We start from the raw sequence: 24,045 nt of genomic DNA on the forward strand, positions 1-24,045 counted from the left end.
ATAACGTCGAAGCAGACCGGACACCCCGCGTCGCGGCGTTACGTCGAGCCAAACATGTCTACGTCACGCAACGGCGCGCGACAGGAGCCAGAGGACAATGCAGACCAAGCTGGACGAAGCCAAGGCCGAGCTGCTCGAACGGGCCGCCCGGGTTGCTGAGAACAGCCCGGTAGGGGGGCACCTACCGACGGGCGAGAGCACTCCCGATCAGGACACCGTGCTCACGTTCCTCCAGCGCTACTACCTGCACACCGCGCCCGAGGACCTGGCCGACCGCGACCCGGTCGACGTCTTCGGGGCCGCCTACTCGCACTACCGGCTCGCCGAGAACCGGCCGCAGGGCACCGCGAACGTGAGGGTGCACACCCCGACCGTCGAGGAGAACGGCTGGACGTGCAGCCACTCCGTCGTCGAGGTCGTCACCGACGACATGCCGTTCCTCGTGGACTCCGTGACCAATGAGCTGTCGCGGCAGGGCCGGGGCATCCACGTCGTCATCCACCCGCAGGTCGTCGTGCGGCGCGACGTCGCCGGCAAGCTGCTCGAAGTGCTGCCGGCCGGGACCACCGCCGAGGGCCACGACGTGCTCACCGAGTCGTGGATCCACGTCGAGATGGACCGCGAGACCGACCGCGCCGACCTCAAGCAGATCACCACCGACCTGCTGCGCGTCCTGTCCGACGTGCGCGAGTGCGTCGAGGACTGGGAGAAGATGCGCGACACCGCGCTGCGCATCGCCGACGAGCTGCCGGGCGAGCCCACCGCGGGCGACCTGCGCGACCAGGAGGTCGAGGAGGCCCGCGAGCTGCTGCGCTGGCTCTCCGCCGACCACTTCACCTTCCTGGGCTTCCGTGAGTACACCCTCACCGACGACGACTCGCTCGCCGCCGTCCCGGGCACCGGCCTCGGCATCCTGCGCGCCGACCCGCAGCACGACGACGACGATCACCACCCGGTCTCCCCGAACTTCAACCGGCTCCCCGACGACGCCCGTGCCAAGGCCCGCGAGCACCGCCTCCTCGTGCTGACCAAGGCCAACAGCCGCGCCACCGTGCACCGGCCGTCCTACCTCGACTACGTCGGCGTGAAGAAGTTCGACGAGAACGGGAACGTGGTGGGGGAGCGCCGCTTCCTCGGCCTGTTCTCCTCGGCCGCGTACACCGAGTCGGTCCGCCGCGTCCCCGTCATCCGCCGCAAGGTCGCCGAGGTCCTCAAGGGCGCGGGCTTCTCGCCCAACAGCCACGACGGCCGCGACCTGCTCCAGATCCTGGAGACGTACCCGCGCGACGAGCTGTTCCAGACCCCGGCCGACGAGCTGCGGTCCATCGTCACGTCGGTGCTGTACCTCCAGGAGCGGCGCCGCCTGCGGCTGTACCTGCGCAAGGACGAGTACGGGCGCTACTACTCGGCCCTCGTCTACCTGCCGCGCGACCGGTACACCACCGGCGTCCGGCTGCGGATCATCGACATCCTCAAGGAGGAGCTGGGCGGCGCGAGCGTCGACTTCACCGCCTGGAACACCGAGTCGATCCTCTCCCGGCTGCACTTCGTCGTCCGCGTCGCGCCCGGCACCGAGCTGCCCGCGCTCACCGACGCCGACTCCGACCGCATCGAGGCCCGGCTGGTCGAGGCCGCCCGCTCCTGGGCGGACGGCTTCGCCGAGGCGCTGAACGCCGAGTGCGGCGAGGAGCGCGCCGCCGAGCTGCTGCGCCGCTACGGCCAGGCCTTCCCCGAGGGCTACAAGGCCGACCACTCGCCGCGCGCCGCCGTCGCCGACCTGGTCCACCTGGAGCAGCTCACGCACGGCGACCGCGACGGCAAGGACTTCGCGCTCTCGCTGTACGAGCCCGTGGGCGCCGCCCCCGGCGAGCGCCGCTTCAAGATCTACCGGACCGGTTCGCCCGTCTCGCTCTCCGCCGTCCTGCCGGTGCTCCAGCGCCTGGGCGTCGAGGTGACCGACGAGCGCCCGTACGAGCTGCGCTGCGCCGACCGCGCGACCGCGTGGATCTACGACTTCGGTCTGCGGATGCCGAAGCCGGGCAACGGCAACGGCGGGGAGCTGGGCGCCGACGGCCGCGAGCGGTTCCAGGAGGCGTTCGCCGCGACCTGGACCGGGCTCGCCGAGAACGACGGCTTCAACGCCCTGGTCCTGGGCGCCGGGCTGAACTGGCGGCAGGCGATGGTGCTGCGCGCGTACGCCAAGTACCTGCGCCAGGCCGGCTCCACCTTCAGCCAGGACTACATGGAGGACACCCTCCGCACCAACGTGCACACCACGCGCCTGCTGGTGTCGCTGTTCGAGGCGCGGATGTCGCCGGACCGCCAGCGGGCCGGCACCGAGCTGACCGACGGGCTCCTGGAGGAGCTGGACGGCGCGCTCGACCAGGTGGCCTCGCTCGACGAGGACCGGATCCTGCGGTCCTTCCTCACCGTCATCAAGGCGACCCTGCGCACGAACTTCTTCCAGAAGTCGTCGGACGGCACCCCGCACGCGTACGTCTCCATGAAGCTCGACCCGCAGGCGATCCCCGATCTGCCCGAGCCGCGCCCCGCCTTCGAGATCTGGGTGTACTCGCCGCGCGTCGAGGGCGTCCACCTGCGCTTCGGCAAGGTCGCCCGCGGCGGTCTGCGCTGGTCCGACCGGCGCGAGGACTTCCGCACCGAGATCCTCGGCCTGGTGAAGGCGCAGATGGTGAAGAACACCGTCATCGTGCCGGTCGGCGCCAAGGGCGGCTTCGTCGCCAAGCAGCTGCCCGACCCTAGCGTGGACCGGGACGCCTGGATGGCCGAGGGCATCGCGTCGTACAAGACCTTCATCTCGGCGCTGCTCGACATCACCGACAACCTGGTCGCCGGTGAGGTCGTGCCGCCGTCCGACGTCGTGCGCCACGACGAGGACGACACCTACCTCGTCGTCGCGGCCGACAAGGGCACCGCGTCCTTCTCCGACATCGCCAACGGCGTCGCGGAGTCGTACCACTTCTGGCTGGGCGACGCCTTCGCGTCCGGCGGCTCGGCCGGGTACGACCACAAGGGCATGGGCATCACCGCGCGCGGCGCCTGGGAGTCCGTCAAGCGGCACTTCCGGGAGCTGGGCGTCGACACCCAGTCCGAGGACTTCACGGTCGTCGGCGTCGGCGACATGAGCGGTGACGTGTTCGGCAACGGCATGCTGCTGAGCGAGCACATCCGGCTCGTCGCCGCCTTCGACCACCGGCACATCTTCATCGACCCGAAGCCGGACGCGGCGACCTCGTACGCCGAGCGCCGCCGCATGTTCGAGCTGCCGCGCTCGTCGTGGGCGGAGTACGACAAGGAGCTGATCTCGGCCGGCGGCGGCATCTTCCCGCGCTCCGCCAAGTCGATCCAGCTCAACGCCCACATCCGCGAGGCGCTCGGCATCGAGTCCGGCCAGGCCAAGATGACCCCGGCCGAGCTGATGAAGGCGATCCTCCAGGCGCCGGTCGACCTGCTGTGGAACGGCGGCATCGGTACGTACGTCAAGGCGTCCTCGGAGTCGAACGGGGACGTCGGCGACAAGGCCAACGACGCGATCCGCGTCGACGGCCAGGACGTCCGCGCCAAGGTCATCGGCGAGGGCGGCAACCTCGGCGCGACCCAGCTGGGCCGCATCGAGTTCGCCCGCACCGGCGGCAAGGTCAACACCGACGCCATCGACAACAGCGCGGGCGTGAACACGTCCGACGTCGAGGTCAACATCAAGATCCTGCTCAACGGCCTGGTCTCCGAAGGGGACATGACCGTCAAGCAGCGCAACAAGCTGCTCGCCGCGATGACCGACGAGGTCGGCCACCTGGTGCTGCGCAACAACTACGCGCAGAACACCGCGCTCGGCAACGCCGAGGCGCAGTCGTCGTCCCTGCTCCACGCCCACCAGCGCTTCATGCGCCGGCTCGGCAAGCAGGGCCACCTCGACCGCGGGCTTGAGTTCCTGCCGAACGACCGGCAGATCAAGGAACTCCTCAACAACGGCCGCGGACTCAGCCAGCCGGAACTGGCCGTCCTCCTCGCGTACACGAAGATCACGGCCGCCGACGAGCTGATCCAGACGACGCTGCCCGACGACGCGTACCTGCGCCGCCTGCTGCACGCGTACTTCCCGCAGGAGCTGCGCGAGAAGTACGAGGAGGCGATCGACGGGCACGCGCTGCGCCGCGAGATCATCACGACGGTCCTGGTCAACGACACGGTGAACACCGGTGGTTCGACCTTCCTGCACCGGCTGCGCGAGGAGACCGGTGCCTCGCTGGAGGAGATCGTGCGGGCGCAGCTCGCCGCGCGCGAGATCTTCGGCCTGAGCGAGGTCTGGGACGCGGTGGAGGCGCTCGACAATGTCGTCGCCGCCGATGTCCAGACCCGGATCCGGCTGCACTCGCGGCGGCTCGTGGAGCGCGGCACCCGCTGGCTGCTGAACAACCGGCCGCAGCCGCTCCAGCTCGCCGAGACCATCGACTTCTTCCGGGACGGTGTCGCCGAGGTGTGGGCCGCGCTGCCCACGATGCTGCGCGGCGCGGACGCCGAGTGGTACCAGTCGATCTTCGACGAGCTGACCGGCGCCGGGGTGCCCGAGGAGCTGGCACGGCAGGTCGCCGGGTTCTCGTCGGCGTTCCCGACGCTGGACATCGCGCAGATCGCGGACCGGATGGGCAAGGAGGCGCTGGACGTCGCCGAGGTGTACTACGACCTCGCCGACCGGCTCGGCATCACCCAGCTCATGGACCGGATCATCGAGCTCCCGCGGGCCGACCGCTGGCAGTCGATGGCCCGCGCCTCGATCCGCGAGGACCTGTACGCGGCGCACGCGGCCCTGACCGCCGACGTGCTCGCGGTGGGCAACGGCACCTCCTCGCCGGAGCAGCGGTTCAAGGCGTGGGAGGAGAAGAACGCGGCGATCCTGGGCCGGGCGCGCACGACCCTGGAGGAGATCCAGGGCTCGGACGCCTTCGACCTGGCGAACCTGTCGGTCGCGATGCGCACCATGCGCACGCTGCTGCGCACGCACTCGTGACGCGCCGGGCGTAGCCCGTACGTTCACCGGGGGCGCCCCCGGGCCGCATCGGCCCGGGGGCGCCCCCGTGTCGTGTCCGGGACCGTGTCATCTGCCGTGTCCCGCAGTGCAGTTGGCCGCGCGGCGGCCGTGGCGCCCCGTCGCTGTCGCCGTATTCTGCCCCTGTTCTTGGCGCCCTCTTGCCTGCCTCATGACGTCGTCCGGCTTGATGGACTCCCTACCCGGGCCATGTCTCGGGGCAATGTGGGACATTGCGTCTAAAGTGGACTCCGATTGTCTGATGACCGCTCAGGGAGAGCCGATGCCGTCGAAGCCAGCCGATTCGCCGAGGTCGCCCCGGACTGCGGAGCGCGCCCTCGCGCTGCCCGACACCTGGGCCGCGACCCCGCTCACCGTCGTGATGCCCACGTACAACGAGGCCGGGAACCTGCCCGGCATGGCCGACGCCCTGATGGACCTCGAACTGGCCGGGCTGCGGCTGCTCGTCGTCGACGACTCCAGCCCCGACGGCACCGGGGACATCGCCGAGGAGTACGCGCGCCGCTTCGGCGCCGACCGGATCGGCGTGCTGCACCGCGCGGGCAAGGAGGGGCTCGGCCGTGCCTACGCGGCCGGGATGAGCCGGGCCGTCGCCGAGGGCGCGCGCTACGTCCTGCAGATGGACGCCGACGGCAGCCACCCCGTCGCGAAGGTCCCGCAGATGCTGGGCGTCGCGCTGGCCACCGGCGCCGGGGTCACCATCGGCAGCCGCTACGTCCAGGGCGGCACCCTGTCCGACGCGTGGGGTGCCCACCGCAGGCTGCTCTCGCGCTGGGCCAACGCCTACGCGGGCACCATCCTCGGCACCCGGGTGCGCGACATCACCGGCGGCTTCAACCTGTGGCGCGAGGACACCCTGCGCGCCATCGACCTGGCCTCCGTCGACAGCGCCGGGTACAGCTTCCAGGTCGAGATGAAGTACCGGGCGCTGCGTCGCGGGCACGGCATCGTCGAGGTCCCCATCCACTTCGAGGACCGCACCGTCGGCGAGTCGAAGATGAACCTGATGGTGCAGCTGGAGTCGGTGGCGATGCCGTGGAAGCTGCGCGCGAGGGCCCGTTGACCGCTGCGGAGGCCGCCCGCGAGGGTCCGCTGACCGCCGCGCCCGCCCGCATCGCGGCCGGTGCCGCGGCCTGCGGCGTTCTCGTGCTGCTGCTCGCCGTGGTGGTGCGGCTGCCCTGGGCGGGCGACCTCGGCATCCACGCCGCCACCGTCGAGCGGCTGCGCCACGACCTGCTCGACCCCGGCGACCCGCTGGTCGCGGCCGACGCCGACAGCCCGTACTACAGCCCCTGGACGCTGCTGCTCGGCTGTGTCGCGAAGGTGACCGGGCTCGGCGTGTTCGTCGTGCTGCGCATCGGGGCGGTGGTCTCGCTCGCGGTGCTGGCGGGCGGGGTGTGGGCGTTCACCGGTACGTTCCTGGAGCGCGCGGCGACGCGATGGCGGCGGGCGGCTGTGGCGGGCCTGGTCCTGCTCTGCCTGGTCCTGCTGTGGGGCACGACGCTGTTCAACTGGAGCGGCTATCTCGGCCTCAACTCCCTCGCCCTGTGCGTCGCCTACCCGAGCACGTTCGCGCTCGGCGCCTCGTTCTGGCTGTGGGCGCTGCTGCGCCGGGCGACCGCCTGGGGGCACTTCCTGGGCGCCGGGGTGCTGTGGGCGGTGATCCTGCTCAGCCACCAGTTCACCGGCGTCGTCGCCTCGCTCGGCGCTCTCGCCGTGGTCCTCGGCGCGCGGCCGTGGCCGGGCCCGGCGCACTGGCTGCGGCTCGGCGCCGGGCTCGCGACCGGGCTCCTGCTGATCGCGCTGTGGCCGTACTACTCCTTCTTCGCGCTGTTCGGCGCGGGCGAGAACCTGGAGGCCATCCACCGCTCGCTCTACCGGGACCTGCCCGCCCGGCTGTGGCTGGTGGCGCTCGTCGGCGGCGTCGCGCTCGGCCTGCGGTGGCGGCGCGACCGGCGCGACCCGCTGGTCCTGTTCTGCCTGGCGGGGCTCGCCGTGTTCGCGGCCGGCGGCCTGACCGGCCACTGGTCCTGGGGCCGGGCGCTGCCCGCCGTCCTGATCCCCGCGCAGACCGCGGTGGGCCTGGAAGTGTTCGGCGCGCCCCGCAGGGCGGTGCGGCTCGGCCTCGGCTGGGCGGTGTCGGCGGCGCTGCTGCTCGGGGCGTGGACCCAGTCGGGGACGCTCGGCTACGTGCTGCCGCGCTCCGCGCTGCCCGCGCCCGTGGCCGCCAAGTACCGCGAGCCGTGGGGCGGCTACCAGTGGATCACGCCCTGGGTGGCGTACGGGGACGTGGTGCTCGCCAAGACCTTCCCGGCCCGCCAGATCCCCGCCTACGGGCCCTACACGGTCGCCCCGGGCTACCCGGACTTCTTCCTCGGCGACGAACACGCCCGGGAGGAGGCCGTGCGGACCTACTTCGCGGCCGGGACCGCGCGCGGGGACCGGGTCGGGGTGCTGCGCCGCTACGACGTGCGGTGGGTGGTGGCCTACCGCAGCGACGGCGGGCTGCCCGCCGGGGACCCGGCCCTGGAGCGGGTGGCCGTCGGTCCCCGGGGACAGCAGCTGTACCGGGTGCGCGTCAGCGGGTGAGGGCCGACACCAGACGCGCGGCCCGCCGCACCCGTCGCGCCACCTGGTTGCGGCCCACCCGGCGGGCCACCGGCCGCACGATCCGGGCCGTCAGCCCGACCGCCGCCCAGCGCACCTGGAGCCGTCCGGCGCCGCGCCCCTCCGGCTCCACCGTCACCCGGTGCTGGTGGAACCCGGACGTGAACGACGGGAAGTCCAGCGGGGCGAGCAGCAGGCCCGTGTTGCGCAGTCCGCCCGGCGCCTGGAGCTGGAGCAGCGGGTGGCGGATGCCGTCGAAGCCCTGGGCGGGCAGCGGGACCTGTGTCAGGTCCAGGTCGACGCGGCCCTCGAAGACGCCGGGGCGCACCGGGTCGAGCCGGAAGCGGACCGTGGTGCGGCGGCGGCCGGGGGAGAGCAGCAGCGCGGCGACCTGCGGGCCGACCGGGAGGCGCAGTGCCGGGTCGTGGGTGCGGATGTGCAGGGCGAGCGAGGCCGGGCCGGCGTTGCGCTTCACCGAGACGATCTCGTGCCGGAACTGGGCGCCGGGGAACGGCCGGGTGTCCAGGGCCAGGTCGTCGAGGGCCAGTTCGCGGCGGGCCCCGGGCGTGGCGGGGAGCGTGCCGCCCCAGTAGAGGCTGCCCGCGTCGTCGGTGACCGCCTCGCGCGGGGCGACCCCGTGGCCGAGGCCGCGCGCGGCGATCCGGGCCTCGTCGAGGCGGCCGTCGCGGACCAGCTGGAGGACGACGCGCTCGGCGCGCGGCAGCCGTGCGTAGGCGCCTGGGGCCAGGCCGGCCAGGTACGGGTTCACGATCTCGGCGAACCCCTCCAGCCAGTCGTCGGCCCGGTAGGGCAGGTCGCCCGCGTACATCCGGAAGTCGTGCTTGAGGAACTTGTAGTCCTTGGCCTCGCGCACCGCCTCGCTGAAGCCGCCCTCCCGCAGGAAGTCGTCGATGAGGGTCTGGACGTGGACCCGGTCGCGGACGTTGGCCAGCTTGTGCCGCTGGTTGGAGATGGAGGCCGCGGACTCGGCGGCGTACGGCGCGATGTACCAGCGGTAGACGGTGTCGGGGACGACGGTGAAGGATCTCGCCAGGCCGTACGCCTGCGCCGAGAACAACTGGTCCTCGTAGTGGATGCCCTCGGGGAAGCGCAGCCGGTGGCGGTCGAGGAAGGCGCGCGCGTACATCTTGCTCGTCGACAGGTGCTCGAAGAGCAGGGCGGGTTCGGCCTCGATGCCGGGGACCGTGCGGCGCTCGGCGACCAGGTGCGGCATCCAGACCGAGCGATGGCCGGTGTCGACCCTGATCCGCTGCACCGCGCCCATCGCGAAGTCGATCGCCGGATTCTCGCGGTGGGCGGCGAGCAGCGACTCGACGGCGCGCGGCGGGAGTTCGTCATCGCTGTCCAGGAACATCACGTAGGGGGCGCGGGCGATGTCGAGGGCGCGGTTGCGCGGGGCGGAGCAGCCGCCGCTGTTCTCCGGCAGCCGCAGGTACGTGATGCGGGCGTCCTGCGCGGCCAGCTCCCGGGCCACCTCGGGGGTGCGGTCGGTCGAGTGGTCGTCGCTGATGACGATCTCGATGTTCCGGTGGGTCTGCGCCCGCAGCGAGGCGACGGCGCGCGGCAGCCGCTCGGCGTCGTTGAAGACGATCACCGTGACGGTCACGTCGGGGGTCTGCGCGGGCATCAGCCGGTCGCCTCCTCGGGGGTGGGGGCAGGGGTGCGGGACTCGGGCGGGAGCACCGGCGGCAGGTTCTCCTCCGGCTCGCCCAGGAAGACCCGGCGCACGACGCGCTCGGCGGCCCGCCCGTCGTCGAACTCGCAGAAGCGGCGCCGGAAGTGGGCGCGGCTCTTCGCCGACGCCTCGTCGCGCCAGGCGTCCGTCGCGAGGATCTCCGTCAGGTCCTCCTCGGTGCGCGCGACGGGGCCCGGCGGCTCGGCGAGCAGGTCGAAGTAGGTGCCGCGGGTGCGCGCGTACGTCTCCCAGTCGTCGGCGAAGCTGATGATCGGGCGGTCCAGGTTCGCGTAGTCGAACATGATGGACGAGTAGTCCGTGACCAGCGCGTCCGCGGCCAGCGCCAGCTCCTCCACCGGGTCGTACGCCGATACGTCGATGACCCGGCCGGTGCGCCGCAGGCCGGCCAGCGGGGAGGCGCCGCCGCCGTAGAAGTAGTGGCCGCGCACCAGCAGGACCGTCCCCTCGCCGAGCCGCTCGGTCAGGGCCGCCAGGTCCAGGCGCGGGGTCCAGCTCGCCTCGTAGTCGCGGTGGGTCGGCGCGTACAGGACGGCGCGGCGGCCCGGGGCGATGCCGAGGCGGTCGCGGACGGCGCGGATGTCGGCGGCCGTCGCCCGGTAGTAGACGTCGTTGCGGGGATAGCCGTAGTCCAGGGACACGTAGTGCGACGGGTAGGCGCGCTCCCACATCCGGGTCGAGTGGCTGTTCGCGCTGACGCTGTAGTCCCACTTGTCGACGCGGGCGAGCAGCGCGTCGAAGTCGAGGCCGCGGGAGGCCGTCGGATAGGCGCGCTGGTCCAGGCCCATCTTCTTCAGCGGGGTGCCGTGGTGGGTCTGGAGGTGGATCGCGCCGGGGCGCTTGACCACGGCGTTCGGGAAGTTGACGTTGTTGGTGAGGTAGCGGGCGCGGGCCAGCACCTCCCAGTAGCGGCGGGTGCCGGGCACGATGTGGTCGGTGCCGGGCGGGACGAGCGGCTCGGCCGCCTTCGACACCACCCACACCGGGCGGATGTGCGGGGCCAGTTCGGCGAGCTTCGCGGCGATCGCGGCCGGGTTGCAGGCGATCCCGCGGTCCCAGTAGGCGGAGAAGACGGCCAGGTCCTGGTCGACCGGCTCGCGCAGCGCCTTCTGGTAGTGGTGGTCGAGGACCTTGGCGCCCAGCTGCTTCCTGCGGGCGCGCAGGGTCGTGCGCAGGCCGCGGCGGCGCTGGTTGGCCGCCTGGAACGCGCGGTACTTGGTGTACGCGTCCTCTTCGAGCAGTCGGCGCCGGATGCCCTCCATGCCGCCGGGGCGCCGGTGTCCGGCGGGCTTCCAGCGCACGGCCGCCGCCGAGGCGCGGTGGAAGAACTCCCGCGCCACCGCGTCCGGCATCGACTCGCGCGCCACGACCCGCATCGTCTCGGTCGCCATCAGGTCGTACAGGACCGCGCGCGGCCGGGGCGCGGACTCCCGCCGGTGCAGCAGGCGCTGGAGCCGGTCGTAGGTCTCGACGAGCCCGTAGCGCTGCTCGGCGGTCACCGGGGGCAGGCTCTCGCGCCGCAACTCCCGTACCTCGACGACGACTTGGTCCAGGCAGGCGATCCGGTCGGCGAGCGCCAGGGCGGCGCGGACGGCGAACCTCTCGTCCGGGTCGGCCAGTTCGGCCTCGTGGGTGCGCCAGAAGTCGGCGCGCAGGGCGCGCTTGACGAGCAGCGGGGTGACCCGGAGCAGGTCGGGGGCCTGGTCGAGGGTGACGTCGCGGCGGGCCACCCGGGCGAGCCGGCCGGCGTCGGCGCCGGACGCGCCGGTGCCGCGCCAGGTCGTACGGACATGGTCGGCGACCACCACGTCGACCTGCTCCGGCACCTCGGCCAGCCGGTCGAGCAGGGTGCGCACCGCGCCCGCGGGCAGCCGGTCCTTGGCGGGCAGGAACCACAGCCAGGTGCCGCGCGCCCGCTCGGCGCCCGCGGCGCGCGCCGCCGCGTCGCCGGTCTCCGCGGGCAGCGGCAGGACCGTGCCGCCGGAGCGCACCGCCACGTCCTGTGCGCCGTCCCCGACGGCCGCCGTCACCAGCTCGGCCTCCGGCGGGAGCTGGGCGGCCACGCTGTCGAGGCAGGCGCCGAGCAGTCCCTGCACGTCACGCCCGTACACGATGATGCTGAGCAACGGCTCGTCGGTCCGGGTTATCCGCACAGGGACTCCTTGCCTCTTCTTCGCCCTCTTCTGGTCACCGCCCATGAGTCATATTTGCACTAAGCGGACAAAAGGGTAAGTGCAGTTGTGCCTCTACTGGGCCTCATGGGGGAAGAGGCGGGCCGAAGGGGTCAGGTTCCCTTTGTGTCTTTCTTTCCGGCGGTGGGGCTCTTGGGCTTCTTGGCCGGGTTGGTGAACGCCTCGTACGCGGCGAGGACCTCCTCCGTGGGTCCGTCCATCCGCAGCTCGCCGCGCTCCAGCCAGAGCACCCGGTCGCAGGTGTCCCGGATCGACTTGTTGCTGTGGCTCACCAGGAAGACGGTGCCCGCGCGCTCGCGCAGCTCCTTGATGCGCTGCTCGGAGCGCTTCTGGAAGGAGCGGTCGCCGGTGGCCAGGGCCTCGTCGACCAGGAGGACGTCGTGCTCCTTGGCGACGGCGATGGAGAAGCGGAGCCGTGCCCCCATGCCCGACGAGTACGTGCGCATCGGCAGGGTGATGAAGTCGCCCTTGTCGTTGATGCCGGAGAAGTCGACGATCTCGTCGTAGCGGTCGCGGACCTGCTCGCGGCTCATGCCCATGGCGAGGCCGCCGAGCCGGACGTTGCGCTCGCCGGTGAGGTCGTTCATCAGCGCGGCGTTCACCCCGAGCAGGGAGGGCTGGCCGTCGGTGAAGATCCGGCCGTTCTCCGTGGGCAGCAGTCCGGCGACGGCCTTGAGCAGGGTCGACTTGCCCGAACCGTTGGTGCCGATCAGGCCGATGGCCTCGCCGCGGTAGGCGGTGAACGACACGTTCCGTACGGCGTGGACCTTGCGGACGCCCGCGCGCCGCTCGACCTTCTTGCGGCCGCGCAGGATGCGGCTGAGGGCGGCGGTCGCGGTGCCGCGGCCCGCGCCGGTGCCGTTGACCCGGTAGACGATGTCGACGCCGTCGACGATGACGGTGGGGACGCGCTCGGGGCGCTTGTCCTCGGGGTGCGGGGTCTCCTCGCGGAGGATGGTCGTCTCAGTCACGGCCGTACGTCTCCTCTGCCTTCCAGAAGTAGATGAACCCTCCGACGCCGGCGAGCAGTGCCCAGCCCACGGCGAAGGCCCAGATGTGCGGCGGGAGGTTGTCCGCCGTGAAGCTGTCGATCAGGGCGAAGCGCATCAGGTCGATGTAGACCGCGACCGGATTGAGCTGCACGGCCTGCTGGACGGCCACGGGGAGGTCGGTCTTCGGCAGCTTGTCGCTGAGGCTGAACATCACGCCGGACAGGTACATCCACACGCGCAGGATGAACGGCATCAGCTGGTTGAGGTCGGGGGTGCGGGCGCCGAGCCGCGCCATGACCAGGGCCAGGCCCGCGTTGAAGACCGACTGCAGGGCCAGGGCGGGCAGCGCCAGGATCCAGGACGGACCCGGCGGGACGCCGAACGCCAGCAGGATCACGATCAGCGCGACCATCGAGAACAGCAGCTGCTGGAGCTGCTGGAGGCAGTACGACAGCGGCAGCGAGGCGCGCGGGAAGTGCAGGGCGCGCACCAGGCCCATGCTGCCGGAGATCGCCCGCACACCGGACATCACCGAGCTCTGGGTGTACGTCCAGATGAACACCCCGGTCACCAGGAACGGGATGTAGTCCGGGACGCCTCTGGAGGTCTTCAGGATGACGCCGAAGATGAAGTAGTAGACCGCCGCGTTGAGGAGCGGGGTCAGCACCTGCCACAGCTGGCCCAGGCTCGACTTGCTGTACTGCGACGTCAGCTTGGCGGTGGCGAAGGCGGTGATGAAGTGCCGCCGCGCCCACAGCTGCCGCACGTACGCGGAGAGCGTGGGGCGGGCGCCGCTGACGCTCAGGCCGTACCGGGCGGCGAGGGCCGCGGCGTCCTCGGTGGCGGCGGCCGGGGGTGCCGGCGTGGGAGGTGTGTCCAGGACCTGGCTCACGTCCGCTGCTTTCTTCGATGGCTTCGGTGAAGGGACGACGACGGCGGGCGTTCACCTCCCGTTTACGTCGGGACGGGTCCGTATCGTCGTCTCGTGGTGGCGATGACGATAGGGCGGATCGACGTCGCAACGCAACCGTTTCGTCGTTACGCGCCTATGCTTTGCCATATGACGACCAACGCCGACCCCGCCCAGCAGAAGGCAAAGCCGACGCGTCGCCGGGCCCCCGCAGGGGCCGCCGTCCTGCGCGAGGACGTGACGGACGCCATCCGGGCCGCCGTCTTCGAGGAGCTGGCCTCCGTCGGCTACGCCCGGATGTCCATCGAGGGCATCGCGCGCCGCGCCGGGGTCGGCAAGACGGCCGTCTACCGCCGCTGGCGCTCCAAGCTGCACCTCGTCCTCGACCTGGTCTCCGCGATAGCGGTGCAGGGGCTGCCCGCCCCCGACACCGGCTCCCTCCAGGAGGACCTGCTGCTCCTCTACCGGGTCACGTCCCGGGCGCTGCGCCACCCCGTGGCCGGCCAGATCATCCCCGACCTCCAGGCGGAGGCGGCCCGCAACCCCGAGATCGCCGACGCGATGCAGAAGGCCCTGCGCGAGGGCCAGCACGGGGTGGCGAGCGGGATCGTGCGGGCGGCGGTGGAGCGCGGTGAGCTGCGCGCGGGCCTCGACGAGGAGCTGGCGCTCGACCTGATCTCCGGCCCGCTGTACTGGCGCTCGGTGGTGGTGCGCACGCCCGAGCTGCCCAAGGGGCATCTGAAGCGGCTCGCGACGGCGACCGCGGCGGCGCTCAAGGCGTTGTGATGCCGTGAGGGTGTAGGCCCAAATGGGCTAAATGTCCGTTACGCTCGTTTCGTATGCCCGTGACGACCGACACATCGGCCGGCGCCGCCAAGGCCGCCCGCCACCGCGTCCCCCGTACCGACACCCCCTGGCTGAACCGCGCCCTGCCGCGGCTGCGCGGTCTCGAACCCACCCGAAGTTACGGCTACGCGGGCGAGTTGCTGCACGACGACGGGCGGGCCGACATGGAGGCCTACGGGGTCCGCGTCGCCGACCTCGCCGTCCGGCTCGGCGAGGCGCTCCTGTCGTACGGGGGATCGGCCGAGGAGGCCGTCGCCGGGATGCTGGTGACCGCCGAGACGTACGGAATCAGCTACTGCGAACCGGGCGTCATGCTCGCCGAGGTCTCCCTGTCCGGGTACGCGCCCGGTGAACTCACCCCGCTGCACGCCCGCCGCGTCATCCGCAAGCACGGCATCGACTACAGCGCGCTCGGCCGGGTCCACCGCCTGGTGGACCGCATCGGCGCGCGGCAGCTCTCGCTGGAGGAGGCGCGGGCCGAGGCCGGGCGGATCCTCGACGCGCCGGAGAATGGGGGCCGGTGGGCGCGGTACCGGGTGCCGGTGCAGACCGGGATCGTGGCGGCCGGGGCCGCGCTGGTCTTCGGCGGCGGGCTGCGCTCGCCGCTGTGCGCGTTCGTCGCCGGGCTGCTCGGGGCGCTGCTGTGCGGCTGGCTCGGGCGGCACGGGGTGCCCGCCTTCTACCGCTTCGCCGTCGCCTCGATGCCGGCCGCCGTGATCGCCCTCGCGGTGAGCCGGGCCGCGCCGCCGTCCGCGGTGCCGGCCATCGTGGTCGCCGGAGTCCTCGGCCTGTTGCCCACCGTGACGTTCGTCAGCGCCGTGCAGGACGCGCTGACCGGGCACTACCTGACCGCGATCGGGCGGCTGTGCGACGCGGTGCTGGTGTTCGCGGCCGTCGTCACCGGCGTGGTCGTCGTGCTCGGCGCCGGGGATCTGTTCGGGCTCGGGGTGGCGCTGGTGCCGCGGGTCAGCCGCGCCGAGTATCTGGGGGCCCCGGTGGTGGGCGTCGTCGTGTTCGCCGTCGCGGTGGCGGCGCGGGCGCGGACCCCGCGGCGGGACTGGCCGACGGCCGCGCTGCTCGGGGTCGTCGGGTTCGTGGTGTCCGTCGAGTTCCGGGTGCTGGGGCTGTCCGCGCTGGTCGGTACGGCGCTGGTCGCCACCGTGGTCGGCTGCGCCGGGCACTGGGTGGCGCGGCGGCGACGGGAGTCCGCGCTGCCGCTGGTCGTGCCCGGGATCGCGCCGCTGCTGCCGGGCGGGGTGCTGTACATCTCCCTGACCGCGCTCGCCTCCGGCCGGACCACGCAGGGGCTCGGGGGGCTGGTGAACGTGGCGGCCGTGACGCTGGCGCTGGCGGTCGGGGTGGGGTTGTCGGGGGAGGTGGGGCAGTTGGTGCGCAGGGTTCGGCGGGGGTTCGGTTCGGGGTGAAGGGGGCCGGTCGGGGAGCCCGGGTGTTCTGCGCCGGGGCGTCTGCGGAGTGGTGGCCGGTGCGCGGGTGCCGCTTGCGCCGTGGCTGGTCGCGCAGTTCCCCGCGCCCCTGAGATGCGCACTTCGTGCGGCATCTCATCGGTCCGCCGCCCGCCCCGGGGGAGGCGCGCGAAGCGCTGCCTCAGGGGCGCGGGGAACTGCGCGACCAGCCACGACGAGAGCCGCGGCCCGAAGACCTCACGGCTGGGGTTCGTCCGGCCAGACGCCGATGTGGTCCTGTTCCAGCTGGAGCAGGACGCGGTGTTCCATCGACAGGGAGTCGACGTACTCCGACGGCAGCTGGAGGCGGCCCGCGCGGTCGAGCATCGCGTACTCGCGGGCCTCCACCGAGGTGCGGCCCCCCTCGTCGACGGTGGTGCGGCGCAGCGTCTCGGTGGAGGTGCGGCCGTCGCGGATGGCGACCGTGCGGCGGACCTCGTTCGCCACGGCCTGGTCGTGCGTCACCACGAGCACGGTGGTGCCGAGCTCGTCGTTGGCCCGGCGGAACGCGGCGAAGACGTCGGCGGCCGTCGCCGAGTCCAGCTCGCCCGTCGGCTCGTCGGCGAGGAGCAGTGAGGGATCGTTGGCGAGCGCGACCGCGATGGCGACGCGCTGCTGTTCGCCGCCGGAGAGCGCGGCGGGGCGGCGGTCGGCGCGGTCGGCGACGCCCAGCAGGGCGAGCAGGTCGTGCGCGCGCCGCGCCGCCGCCGTACGGGCCTTGCGGCCGCCGCGCCCCGCGAGCCGGATGGGCAGGGCGACGTTCTGCGCCGCGTCCAGGTACGGCACGAGGTTGCGGGAGGTGCGCTGCCACACGAAGCCGACGGTCGCCCGCCGGTAGGCGAGCCGGTCGCGGGAGCCCATGGTCAGCAGATCGCGGCCCGCGACCCGGGCGGCACCGGCGGTCGGCACGTCGAGGCCCGCCAGGATGTTCATCAGCGTCGACTTGCCGCTGCCGGAGGCGCCCACGAGAGCGGTCAGCTCGCCCTCCCGGACCAGGAGGTCGAGGCCCTGGAGGGCCTGGACCTCGACGCCGTCGGCGGTGAAGACCCGGACGAGACGGTCGCAGACGACGAGCGCGTCCTGGCCGTGGGCGGGGCGTTCCCTTCCGGCCCGCGCCTCCAGCTCGGCCAGGCTGCTGGGGCCGCGGGCGCCGTCCGAGGGCGGTGGCACGGTCATGAGGACTCCCCTCTCACAGGTCTCACGATTTTCACGGGGCTTACGAGGTCTACGGGGTCTACGGGGTCTACGGGGTCTACGGGTTCTGCGTACGGGGCCTGCGGGTCTTATGGGCGTTCGGGCGGGGCGGGCGCGGCGGTGCGCGGGCGGCGGGCGGGGCGGTCGCCCGTGCGGCGGGCCTGAAGGACCGTCACGAGCGCGGCGAGCACCAGCACCGCGACGGCGGGCAGCGCCAGCGCGGCCGGGTCGGCGGACAGCGCGGGGTGGAAGTCCTCGGGGACGGCCGCACCGTCCTGCCCGGCGCGGTCCGGTCCGAGCGCGAGCAGCCGCAGGTCGACGGCCGGGCCCGCGAGGGCGATTGCGGCCCAGCCGGCCACGGCGCCGCCGACGGCCGCGGTCGCCGCGAGCGGCACCGCCTCCAGCAGCGCGAGCCAGCGGCCCTGCCGCACGCCGAGCCCCAGCGTGCGCAGCCGGCCGAGGAACGCGGTGCGGGCGGCGGCGTCGTGCAGCAGGGACAGCGCGAGAGCGAGCGCGGCGAACGCGCCCGCGGCCGCGACGGCGGCGGCGTAGACGAGGACGCTGCCCTTCTGCAGGGGCGAAGAGGCGTACTGCGCCCGGGCGTCGGAGCGGAGCACGGCGCGCACCTGCGCGGAGGACCCGGTGCGGGCCGCGCGTTCGAGGGCCTGGGCACTGGCCGGGGCGCCGGTGACCAGCAGGCTCGTCACGCCGGCCGGCGCGGACAGCCTGCTTCGGTCCAGGACGAGGAAGGCGCCGCCGGGGACGGCCGGGGTGGTCGTCCGGACGGCGGTGACGCGCACGGTGACGGTCCGGCCGAACACCTCGATCTCGTGCGCTCCCGTGCCCAGCCGCCGGGCGAGCTGGGGTGAGGCGACCGCGCCCACGGCACCCGAGCGGGCGCCGAGGTCGTCCGGCGCGAAGCCGCCGAGGCCGGTGGAGCGGGCCAGACGCGCGTACGCGTCGGCGGGGACGGCGACGGCGGTGAAGGCGGAGCCCTCCGCCTGCGCGTCGCGGTCGGCGCCGACCGCCGTGACCGTGCGGACGCCGGGCAGCGCGGCGACGGCCCGGGACGCCCCGGCGGCCAGCCGTCCTCCGCTGCCCAGGACGTCGGCGCGGGCGTCGGCGCCGGTGCCGAGCATCGCCGCCCGGTCCCGGGCGGCGGTGGTGCCGGTCAGCACGGACCCGCCGAACGCCGCCGTGGTCAGGGCGATCACGAGGGCGCAGAGCGGGAAGGCGGTGGCGGCGGGCGCCCGCCCGGCCCGGGCCAGCGCGAGGAACACCACGGAGCCGCGCAGCCGGGCCGCGGACCGGGCGGCCCGGCGCAGCAGCGGCGGTGTCAGGCGCAGCAGCACGAGCGCGCCGAGCAGCGCGGTGAGCACGGGCGCGGCGGCGACCGCGGCCGTCGAGTCCGCGTCGGTGGTGCGCAGCGCCACGAGCGACCCGGCCGTGAGCAGGACGGCCGTCGCTTCGAGGACGAGCCGGCGGCGGCCCGGCCGGACATCGGCGAGGTCCTCCCGCTCGTCGAGCACGCGCGGCACCCGGTGGCCGGCGAGGACGAGCAGGGGCGGCACCGCGCAGACGAGTCCGGCGGCGGCCGCCACGGCGAGCGCGGCGGGGGCGTCGCGGCCCTCGGGCAGCGCCAGCCGGGCGAGCAGGAGACCGAGCGCCGCCGCGGGCAGCGCGCACACGGCCGTCTCGGCGGCGGTCCGGGCGGCCAGTGAGATGAGACCGGCGCCCCGGGCCCGCAGCAGGGCCAGTTCGCCGGCGCGGCGGCGGGTGAGCACGGCCGCCGCGGCGATCAGGACGAGGGCGGCGACGGCGGCGGCTCCGGTGAGGCCCGCCGTGACCAGCGGGCGCAGCGCGTCGCGCAGCCGGGTGTGACCGGTGACGACGGCGCCGAGCCCGGTGGTGACGTCGGCGGTGGGACCCGCGACCGCGCGCAGGCGCAGCGCGGCGGGACCGTTCTGGAGCGACGCGGTGGCGCGGACCAGGCCGTCGGCGTCGGCGCCGGTGAGCCCGTCGGTGTCGGGGGCGAAGCGCCAGACCAGCTCCGGCTGGGTCTGGGTGCCGAGCAGCACGGGCGCGGCCTCGGCGGGCAGCAGCAGCGCGGCGGACCAGTACAGCGACGGCGGTTTGCCGCTGGTGGCGGCGAGGCCCGGGGTGCGCAGCGAGGTGTCGGCCGACCAGTACGGGCCGCTCGGTTCGCGCGCCCGCAGGACGCCGCTGATGGTGAACTCGGGGCCGGGCGCGCCGTTCGTGTGGGCGGTGTGCACGGTGCTGCCGACGCGCAGGTGGAGGGCGCGGGCGGTGGCCTCGGTGACGGCGGCCTCGGCGGTGCGGGTGTTCTCGGTGGCGTCGCGGGGAGCGCGCGGAAGCCTGCCGCTCACCGCCCGGGCGTGCTCGGCGAGTCCGCTCAGCGCGTGCACGCTGAACTGCGGCGGCACGGCCTCCGGGCGGGGCAGGCCGGGATCGGTGCCGACGAGCTGGTCGGTGGTGCGGACCTCGGTGATGGCGCCGCTCGCGTCGGCGGCCAGCGGCGCGGGGAACAGCTTGGCGGCCCGCTGCGTCACCCGGGCCAGCGTCTCCGGCGCGACGGCGGCCGCCCGGTCGCGCGGCGAGAGCGCCAACGACGGCTGCGGGGCGGTCAGCTCGATCGCGGTCCGCGAGGGGCCGGCCGCGTCGAGGGCCGAGCGCAGGGCGCGGGCCGTGACCGTGTCGTCGGCGCGCGGCAGCGCCGCGGCGAGGAAGGCGACCACGCCGACGAGCGCGGCGAGCGCGACGGCCGCCCGGGGCGCGGCCCGCAACCGGGTCCGCAGCAGCGGCGCGGGGACGCGGTGCCCGCGCCCCGGACGCGGCTCCGGACGCGGGGGCGCCGCGACGGTGCCGGGGTCTCCTGCACGGTGAACGGTCATGCGGGCTCCGTTCCGGCGCCCGCCGGGGTGCGGGCCGCGTGGCGGGCGAGCAGGGCGGTGACCACGACGGGAACGGTGGCCACGGCGGCGAGCAGCACCAGGACATGGGCGACGGGCAGATCCGTGACCGCCGTCGGCACCGGCCGGGCGCCGGTGGCGGTACGGACGGTGTACGGGACCACGGCGTGGACCAGCAGCACGCCGAGGACGGTGCCGGTGACCAGGCCGGTCACCAGGTGCGCGGCGTTCTCGGCGGCGACCAGCAGCAGGGGCAGCCGGCGCGGCGCCCCGAGGGCGCTCAGCACCGCGAACTCCGGGCGGCGGACGCGGGCGGTGCCCGCCCCGGCCGCCGCGAGCCCGAGGGCGGCGAGGACGACCGCGGCGGCGGCCGTGGCCCACAGCGCGCCCCGCACACCGCCGCTGAGCGGATCGGCGAGCAGCCGCGCGGCGACCTCGTCGCGGACGGTCACGGTGGCGCCCGGGACGGCGGCGCGCAGCCTCGCCGCGGCCTGTGCCGTGTGTCCCGCTTCGGGCGCGGCCCACCACTCGGTCGGGGTGAGCGGGTCGCGGTCGTGCGCGGCCAGCCAGGCCTCGGCGGCGGCGAGGTCGATGACGAGCGCGCCGTCGGTGCCGGTGGTCGGGAAGGTGGGCGCGGTGGCGGCGATCCTGACCCGCAGGGACTCGCCGGAGAGCGTGACGTCGACGGTGTCGCCCGCGCGGGCGCCGGTGGCCCGCAGGTAGGCGTCGGTGGCGAGGGCGGGCAGCGCGGCGGGCGCGTGCGGCCGCTCGCCGGGACGCAGCCGCACCGTGAGGGTGGCGTCGCCGAGCTCGTCCGAGCCGGTCGGGTAGGAGAGCGCGACCGCGTCGTCGGCGGCCCGCGGGCGCAGGGCGCGGGCCGGGTCGTCGAGGGTGCCGCGGGTCACGGTGGACTCGGCGCTCCAGGCCGGGCCCGCGGGCAGCCGCACGGCGCGGGACCCGCCGTCCGCGCCCGTGGTCCGCAGTGCCTCGATGCGCAGGTCGGCGGTGCCGCCGTGGACCGGTACACCGCTCTCGACGCCGATCTCGACGACCGTGAGCGGGCCCGCGGGGGTGACGCGGACGGAGTCCGCGCTGGTGTCGAGGGCGGCGCGGAGCCGGTGGGTGCGGCCGTCGGCGGGGAGTCCGCCCGCGGCGATCCGGTAGGCGGTGCCGTGCCGGTCGGTGACGAGAACGCTCACCCGCCCGGCCGGGGCCCGGTCGTCCCGCGATCCGGCCCTGGCGTCGATCAGGAGCGTACGGGCGTCCCTCGGGAGGGTCACGCGGGAGCCGTCGGCGGCGGGGCGGGCGGCGGTGAGCGGGGCGAGCGCGTCGTCGGCGAGGCCGGGCCCCGGCAGGGCGGCGGCGCGCAGGGCGGTGGTGTCGGCGGCGAGGACGGTGGCCCGTGCGCCGCCGGACAGGTCGGTGTCGGCGCGGTGCACGGGGGCCACGGTCCGCAGACCCCGTACGGCGTCCACGCGGCCGCTCTGTCCCGGGCCGCTCGGGCGCGGGTCGTCGAGGCGCAGCGGGGCGCCGGCCGTCTGGTCGGCCTGGTCGTGCTGCGAGGTGCGCCACGAGGCGTTCTGCCCGGTGGCGAGGAGTCCGGTGGCGACGGCGAGGGCGAGCAGCAGGACGGGTGCGGTGGCGACCGCGGGGCGCCGGGCGAACTGCCGTCCGGCGAGGGCGGCCCCGGCACCGCGGCGCCGGGCCGCGAGGTGCTCGGCGGCGCGGGCCGCCCACGGCAGGAGCCGCAGCATGAGCACGGTGCCGGCAAGGAGGGTGAGGGCCGGGGCGAAGGCGGCGACCGGGGTGAGCCGGTCGCCGGAGCGCAGCGGGAGCCAGGCCGCGGCGGCGAGCACGGCGAGGGCGACGTCCGCGCCGGCCCGGACGGGCCCCGGCAGGGTGCGCGCCCGCCCGCTCGCGCTCTCGTCCCGGGCCGGGGTGGCGGTCCCGAGGACGACGGCCGCCCCGGCGAGGGCGGTCAGGGCCGCGACGAGGACCACGGGCCCGGTGAGCGGGGCGTGCGCGGCGTCGGCGGCGAACAGACCCGCCAGCGGACGCGCGGCGAGCACGGCGACGGCCGCCGCGGGCAGCGCCAGGCACCCCGCCTCGACGGCGGCGACGGCGGCGAGCCGGCGGGTGGAGGCGCCGCGGGCGCGCAGCAGGACCGTCTCCGCGGTGCGCCGCTCGCGCAGCAGCCGGGCGACGAGCAGCAGGACGCCCAGAGCCAGCACGACGAGGTGCACGGCGGCGGTCAGCAGCGAGGTCGCGGCGACCGAACGGGCCGTCGCCGCCTCGTCGAGGAGGGCGGGCAGCCCGGTGGTGACCTCGGCGGAGCCGCCCAGCGCGGGCGCCTCGCGCAGCGCGGTGCGGGCCCGGGTGGTGTGGGCGCGCAGGTCGTCCGCGTCGGCGACGGTCAGCCGGGCGGTGTCGGCGGTGACGCTCCACGCGGTGCTGTCGGTGGTGACCCGGCCCGAGGTGAAGGCGGCGGCGGGGGCCAGCAGCGGCCCGTACGTGGTGAAGGAGACGGTGGCCGCGCCGCGCCCGCCGAGCGGATCGAGCCGCCAGTACGGATCGGCGGTGTCCCGTGCCTCGTAGACGCCGGTGACGGTGACCCGCAGCGTGCGCGAGTCCAGGCGGCCGGTGAGGTCCAGGGTGTCGCCGGCGCGCAGGCCGAGGCGTTCGGCGGCGATGCGGGGCACGGCCACGGCGACGCCGTCGCCGGTCGCGGCCGACGGCAGCCGGCCGGAGACCAGGCGCACCCGGCTCGGGTCGAGGGTGGCGAGCCGGGCGAGGTCGGGGTGGTCGCGGTCGCCGCCGGGCAGCCCGTAGGTGGCGGAGCGTTCGCTCTCCCGGACGGTGACGGGCAGCCCCGCGAACGCGGCGCGGGCCTGCCGTCCGACCGTGGCGCGGGCCGCGCTCCGCTCGCCGTCGGGGACGTCGGCGGTGATCGTCAGCGCGGTGTCGTCGCGGTGGTCGGCGGCGGCGAGCGTGCGGCGCAGGGCGACGTCGCCCGCGGCGGTGGAGAAGGCGGCCAGGGCGGTGAGCACGGTGGCCGCGAGCGTCACCGCGAGGACGGCGGCCAGGATCGGCAGCCGATGCGCGAGGACGCGCCGTACTCCCCAGGCCAGCACGTGGACCGCCCCCGTCCGGTCGTCGCACCGCAGACCACCGTTCCCCGGACGGCAGTTCGATACGGAGCGCGAGGATCATAACCCTCGCCCGGCCGGACGGTCGGGCGGCCGGTGGGCGGGCGTTGTCCCGGGCGGCGCGTCCGCATAGGGTGACCGCCCGTCCGGTGGCGGGCGCACGGGCGCCGTCCGGGCGGAAGGCGACGGCCGCGACGGGGTGGGGCGATGACGGAGCACGAGGCGGAACACGGAACGGTGCGGACGGCTGTCGGGCCCGACGCGTCGGAGCCGATGGTGCGGGTGGAGGAGGTGCACCGCAGCTACGGGCGCGGGCGGTCCGAGGTGCACGCGCTGCGCGGGGTGTCGCTGACGGCCCGGCGCGGGCGGCTGACCGCGGTGCGCGGGCGCTCCGGCGCGGGCAAGACGACCCTGCTGAACATCGTCGGCGGGCTCGACCGGCCGGACCGCGGCCGGGTCCTCCTGGACGGGGCCGATCTGTCCGGTCTGCCGGAGGCGCGGCTGCGCGAACTGCGCCGGGACCGGATCGGGTTCGTCTTCCAGGGCTTCGGGCTGCTTCCGGTGCTCACGGCGGCCGAGAACGTCGGCGTACCGCTGCGGTTGCGCAGTCTGCCCCGCGAGGAGCGGGACGAGCGGGTCCGCGTCCTGCTGGGCCTCGTCGGTCTGGCCGACCACGCCAGGCAGCGGCCGGACGAGCTGTCCGGCGGGCAGCAGCAGCGGGTGGCCGTCGCGCGGGCCCTGGCCAACCGTCCGGCCCTCCTCATCGCCGACGAGCCGACCGGCCAGCTCGACGCGCACACCGGCGTGGCCGTCATGGAGCTGCTGCGGGCCGTGGTCGACAGCGAGGGCGTGACGGCCCTCGTCGCGACCCACGACACCCGCCTCCTGGACCTGGCCGACGACGTCTGGGACCTCACCGACGGCACGGCGCGGGTCCACTCCTAGCCCGCGGCTCTCGTCGTGGCCACCGGCCGGAGGGCGAC

Annotated in this window: 13 protein-coding genes; 6 read left to right on the top strand and 7 right to left on the bottom strand. The window is 74.7% G+C overall.

What is annotated here, in order from left to right; all coding sequences use genetic code 11:
- Positions 1-97 precede the first annotated feature (97 nt).
- The 3 genes from ABT127_RS24055 to ABT127_RS24065 all read left to right on the top strand — a co-directional run bounded on the left by ABT127_RS24055 (position 98) and on the right by ABT127_RS24065 (position 7,657).
- Entirely contained in the window at positions 98-5,029 is a 4,932-nt protein-coding gene (locus ABT127_RS24055; protein WP_351453627.1) for an NAD-glutamate dehydrogenase, read from the top strand.
- A 301-nt stretch (positions 5,030-5,330) separates the two neighbouring features.
- Positions 5,331-6,131, top strand: coding sequence for a polyprenol monophosphomannose synthase (locus tag ABT127_RS24060; protein WP_181512745.1), 801 nt, complete (start codon positions 5,331-5,333; stop codon positions 6,129-6,131).
- Positions 6,128-7,657, top strand: coding sequence for a putative glycosyltransferase family protein (locus ABT127_RS24065; RefSeq protein ID WP_502971768.1), 1,530 nt, complete (start codon positions 6,128-6,130; stop codon positions 7,655-7,657). Before ABT127_RS24060 ends, ABT127_RS24065 begins: the two co-directional genes overlap by 4 nt.
- Here the strand turns inward: ABT127_RS24065 and ABT127_RS24070 are convergent.
- The 4 genes from ABT127_RS24070 to ABT127_RS24085 form a co-directional block, all read right to left on the bottom strand.
- Positions 7,647-9,323, bottom strand: a complete 1,677-nt coding sequence (locus tag ABT127_RS24070) for a glycosyltransferase family 2 protein (protein ID WP_351453631.1) — start codon at positions 9,321-9,323, stop codon at positions 7,647-7,649. The genes ABT127_RS24065 and ABT127_RS24070 overlap by 11 nt on opposite strands.
- Positions 9,323-11,542: a CDP-glycerol glycerophosphotransferase family protein gene (locus ABT127_RS24075; RefSeq protein WP_351453634.1), complete on the bottom strand. Its 2,220-nt coding sequence runs from the start codon at positions 11,540-11,542 to the stop codon at positions 9,323-9,325. The genes ABT127_RS24070 and ABT127_RS24075 overlap by 1 nt, the downstream gene beginning before the upstream one ends.
- Positions 11,543-11,673: 131 nt before the next feature.
- Positions 11,674-12,552 carry an ABC transporter ATP-binding protein gene (locus ABT127_RS24080; protein ID WP_502971769.1) on the bottom strand — a complete coding sequence of 293 codons (879 nt, stop codon included), beginning with the start codon at positions 12,550-12,552 and terminating at the stop codon, positions 11,674-11,676.
- Positions 12,545-13,465 carry an ABC transporter permease gene (locus tag ABT127_RS24085; RefSeq protein ID WP_351453637.1) on the bottom strand — a complete coding sequence of 307 codons (921 nt, stop codon included), beginning with the start codon at positions 13,463-13,465 and terminating at the stop codon, positions 12,545-12,547. The genes ABT127_RS24080 and ABT127_RS24085 overlap by 8 nt, the downstream gene beginning before the upstream one ends.
- Positions 13,466-13,633: 168 nt before the next feature.
- Here ABT127_RS24085 and ABT127_RS24090 point away from each other — a divergent pair, with 168 nt between their 5' ends.
- Positions 13,634-14,269: a TetR/AcrR family transcriptional regulator gene (locus ABT127_RS24090; RefSeq protein ID WP_351453640.1), complete on the top strand. Its 636-nt coding sequence runs from the start codon at positions 13,634-13,636 to the stop codon at positions 14,267-14,269.
- A gap of 53 nt (positions 14,270-14,322) precedes the next feature.
- Positions 14,323-15,753, top strand: a complete 1,431-nt coding sequence (locus ABT127_RS24095; protein ID WP_351453643.1) for a threonine/serine exporter family protein — start codon at positions 14,323-14,325, stop codon at positions 15,751-15,753.
- 237 nt (positions 15,754-15,990) lie between these two features.
- Here the strand turns inward: ABT127_RS24095 and ABT127_RS24100 are convergent, their stop codons facing one another.
- From ABT127_RS24100 to ABT127_RS24110, 3 genes are all read right to left on the bottom strand, one after another.
- Positions 15,991-16,968 (bottom strand): ABC transporter ATP-binding protein, encoded by a 978-nt coding sequence (locus tag ABT127_RS24100; RefSeq protein WP_351453646.1) that lies wholly within the window; start codon positions 16,966-16,968, stop codon positions 15,991-15,993.
- A 107-nt stretch (positions 16,969-17,075) separates the two neighbouring features.
- On the bottom strand, positions 17,076-19,898 hold the full coding sequence (locus ABT127_RS24105) for an FtsX-like permease family protein (RefSeq protein ID WP_351453649.1): 2,823 nt from the start codon (positions 19,896-19,898) through the stop codon (positions 17,076-17,078).
- Entirely contained in the window at positions 19,895-23,047 is a 3,153-nt protein-coding gene (locus tag ABT127_RS24110; RefSeq protein WP_351453652.1) for an FtsX-like permease family protein, read from the bottom strand. Before ABT127_RS24110 ends, ABT127_RS24105 begins: the two co-directional genes overlap by 4 nt.
- A gap of 222 nt (positions 23,048-23,269) precedes the next feature.
- Between ABT127_RS24110 and ABT127_RS24115 the strand changes: the two genes are divergently transcribed.
- Entirely contained in the window at positions 23,270-24,007 is a 738-nt protein-coding gene (locus tag ABT127_RS24115) for an ABC transporter ATP-binding protein (RefSeq protein WP_502971770.1), read from the top strand.
- The last annotated feature ends 38 nt before the right edge of the window (positions 24,008-24,045 follow it).

It is taken from the genome of Streptomyces sp. NPDC001904, from assembly GCF_040297005.1.
GTDB lineage: Bacteria > Actinomycetota > Actinomycetes > Streptomycetales > Streptomycetaceae > Streptomyces.

What these genes read in the sequence shown, in the direction of transcription:
- ABT127_RS24055 (WP_351453627.1), top strand. Translation starts at nt 98, where the DNA reads ATGCAGACCAAGCTGGACGAAGCCAAGGCCGAGCTGCTCGAACGGGCC.
- ABT127_RS24060 (WP_181512745.1), top strand. Translation starts at nt 5,331, where the DNA reads ATGCCGTCGAAGCCAGCCGATTCGCCGAGGTCGCCCCGGACTGCGGAG.
- ABT127_RS24070 (WP_351453631.1), bottom strand. Translation starts at nt 9,323, where the DNA reads ATGCCCGCGCAGACCCCCGACGTGACCGTCACGGTGATCGTCTTCAAC.
- ABT127_RS24090 (WP_351453640.1), top strand. Translation starts at nt 13,634, where the DNA reads ATGACGACCAACGCCGACCCCGCCCAGCAGAAGGCAAAGCCGACGCGT.
- ABT127_RS24095 (WP_351453643.1), top strand. Translation starts at nt 14,323, where the DNA reads ATGCCCGTGACGACCGACACATCGGCCGGCGCCGCCAAGGCCGCCCGC.
- ABT127_RS24100 (WP_351453646.1), bottom strand. Translation starts at nt 16,968, where the DNA reads ATGACCGTGCCACCGCCCTCGGACGGCGCCCGCGGCCCCAGCAGCCTG.
- ABT127_RS24105 (WP_351453649.1), bottom strand. Translation starts at nt 19,898, where the DNA reads ATGACCGTTCACCGTGCAGGAGACCCCGGCACCGTCGCGGCGCCCCCG.
- ABT127_RS24115 (WP_502971770.1), top strand. Translation starts at nt 23,270, where the DNA reads ATGACGGAGCACGAGGCGGAACACGGAACGGTGCGGACGGCTGTCGGG.